Genomic DNA, 3121 nt, shown 5'->3' on the forward strand with positions numbered 1-3121 from the left:
CCAGCCGGTCGCGGCCGGCCGGCGCAGCGGCTTGGGTGAGGTAGATGGCGTTCAACAGCTGGTCCGTGGCCAGGAGTTCGCTGCGCGATCGCTCCAGGAAGCGGGTGATGAGGTCCTCGCTGGAGCGGGCCGCCTCCTCGCCCAGGTGCGCCTTGACGAAGGCGGCCAGCCGCTTGTGGTCGGGGCGGTCGAGTTCCAGATGGATGCAGCGGCGCATCAGGGGGGCCGGGAAGTCCCGCTCCCCGTTGCTGGTGAGGACGACGAAGGGGAAGGCCCGGCACTGCACCCGGCCGCCCTTGATCCGCACTTTGTTGCCGTCGTGGTCCAGCACGTCCGCCTCACCGTCGGGCAGCCGGTCCACGATCCGTTCCAGCTCGGGAATGGCGAACTCGCCCTCCTCCAGCACGTTGAGCAGATCGTTCGGCAGGTCGATGTCGCTCTTGTCGAGCTCGTCGATGAGCAGCACCCGGGGCCGGTCCGAGGGCAGCAGGGCGGTGCCCAGCGGGCCGAGGCGGATGTAACTCCCCACGTTCTGGGCCGAGTCGGCCCCGTCGCCGCCGTCCGCGGAGGTGTGCGAGGCGATCTGCACATCCTGCAGCCGGGCGATCGCGTCGTAGTGGTAGAGGCCGTCCAGCAGCGAGGAGCGGCTGACGATGGGCCAGCGCAGCACCTTGCCGAACTCGAGTTCACGGGCGACGGAGTGGGCCAGGGTGCTCTTTCCGGCCCCTGGGTCCCCGGTGACCAGCAGCGGACGCCGCAGATACAGCGCGGCGTTGATCATTTCGAGTTCCTCGGCGCCCGGCCGGTGCTCCTCGGCGATGCGCCCGGGGATACCGAGCCGTCGGTCGGCAACATCGCCCCCGTCCGCCGGGGTGCCTCGGCCGCCCGAGAAGTCACGCCAGGGCGGCGGGGGCGGCAACTGCGGTACGCCGTCGTGCGGTTCGCCGATCCCGCGGTAGATGAGCCACTCGCTGGGTTCACTCATAGCGTGGTCCTCGTTGTCACTCGTCCGCCAGGGACAGCAGCTGTCGAACGTGCCTTACCGTAGCGATCCGGCGTACCCCCCGTAAGGGGCGGGCCGGCACGGTCCTTCGGGTGATGACCGGCGCGTCCCGTCACGGCGCCTCCAGGAACTCGTCCGCACCGGGCAGCGGGTGGTGTGGATCGTCGTAGAACAGGGCGACCCCGTCGGACCAGTACGTCTCCGTACGTTGCGCGCTCACTCCTTTTCTCAGCTCGTGCAATTTCAGCGGCAGTCCGTCACGGGCGCGGGCATCGGAGACGGCCTCGGCCACTCGTCGGTGGAATTCCTTGCAGACCGTGTCGGTCTCCGTCGGCCGCCGTTGCAGCAGGGCCACTCCGAAGCCGGTGTCGAGCACCCGCACCGCCCCGGCCGTGATCCCGGGGTCCGGCCGGTCGCCGTAGCGGCAGAGCACCGGCACGCTTTCGTGGGCCAGGGTGCGCAGCTGCGCGACCTCCGGTACTCGTACCCGCAATTCGTTCTCGCAGTCGACGACTTCGGCCCGCATCCCGGTGTCCCGCAGGGCGTTCCAGCGCGCCAGGCGCTCGTCGGCCGGCCCGTGGTAGGAGCTGCGCAGGACCACCGGGCGGACGACGCCGAGCGGCAGCCCGTCCGAGGGGAGCTCCCAGCGGTCGACCTCCAGCCCGAACAGCGCGGGGGTGACGGAGACCTGGAGCAGCGCGGGGCTGCCCGGTTCGTCGCACCGCCGGAACGCCTCGGTCAGCGCGGCGGCGAGCCGGTCCGGCAGGGTGTCGAGCGCGGTGCCCTGGCTGTCCTCGGCGACGGGCAGCATCTCCCCGGTGTGGCGGGCGACCCCGATCCGCCAGTCGTAGCGGTCCCGGGCCCAGCCCTGGGGTTCCAGCTCCAGCAGGACGTAGGCGCGTTCGCCGTGGCGGACGGGTGCGCCCGGCGGTGCGAGGGCCCGGCGGCTGTTCTCCTCCAGGCGCAGCCGGACGGCCGCCCACTCCATGGCGAGCTGCCGGCGGAAGTCCCGGGACAGCTCCTCCTCCGCGATCCGCTTCACCCACTCCCACAGCGACTTGGCCGCGGTCCTGGTGGACGGCACGTCGAAGGGCCGGTCGGCGGCGAGCACGCCCATGCAGTAGCGCAGGACCAGTTCCAGCGGAGCGTCCCGGTCGCGGGCGCGGGTGTCGTACAGCGCCCCCAGACCGTCCCGCCAGCCGCGCGGGGCCGGACGGTGGTCACGGGAGTGGACGCCGGGCAGGGCGTCGAGGAGGAGGAGCAGGCCACGGGTGCTGACCGGGGGAGGGAACTCGGCGAGCCGCCCCAGCAGATCCGCCCGCCGCTTGGGGCCGAGGACGCCGCCGGGCGGGGCCGACAGCTCGCTCTGCACATCGGCCCAGGTCCGCTCGGTGCTGGCCGGGCTGTTGTGCCGGTCCGCGTGGTAGCGGTCATGGGCGTGGAAGACCGACTGGTAGGTGTCGTCGCCCTCGGTCTCGACGGGCGCGGACGGCACCTTCAGGGTGCGCAGCCGCTCGATCCCCACGGCCGTTCCGCCCTGGTGGTGGTCGAGCCGCGACTTGATCACCCCGACCACCTCCCCCCGGGCGAGATCCACCACGGGGCCGCCGGACATGCCCGGCTCCAGCCAGTCCCCGTCGAGCCGGACGACTTGTTCGGCATCGTCCGACGCACCGTAGGCCCCCTTCACCACGCAGACGCCGCTGCGCTTCAGCAGCCCGCCGCCCTGCGAGGGCGCCCAGCCCACGCAGTGGATCTCCCGGCTGCGGAGCATGGCCTCCGAGCGCTCGGTGACGTACACGCAGGTGTGCTCGACGGGCCGCTGGAGCTTGATCAGCGCGAGGTCGGGGGCCGGCCAGCCGGTGGCCCCCTGCGGTCGGGCGCCGGGCATCGCGGCGACGACCTTGCCCGGCACCTCGCTCAGTTCGGTGCTGTAACGGTCCTCCTTGAACCACACGTTCACCACGCCCCCCTCCCCCCGCATTGCCACGTGCGCACACGTGAGGATCCAGCTCGGGGCGATGAAGAAGCCGCTCCCCAGGAAGTCCCCGCCAGGTCCGTCATGGGCATACCCGGACCCCGGGCGATGGATGCGCACGGTGGCGTCGTGCACGAGGC

Annotated in this window: 2 protein-coding genes; both read right to left on the reverse strand. The window is 72.1% G+C overall.

Features of this window, described 5'->3' with window-relative positions:
* Positions 1-985: AAA family ATPase (locus J1C73_RS16645; RefSeq protein ID WP_207317079.1), on the reverse strand; the 985-nt coding region annotated here is incomplete at its 3' end.
* 130 nt (positions 986-1115) lie between these two features.
* The coding region (locus J1C73_RS16650) for a VMAP-C domain-containing protein (RefSeq protein WP_242644285.1) at positions 1116-3121 on the reverse strand (2006 nt) is incomplete at its 5' end.

The sequence above is a fragment of the Streptomyces laculatispora genome (assembly GCF_017353455.1).
Classification (GTDB): domain Bacteria; phylum Actinomycetota; class Actinomycetes; order Streptomycetales; family Streptomycetaceae; genus Streptomyces; species Streptomyces laculatispora.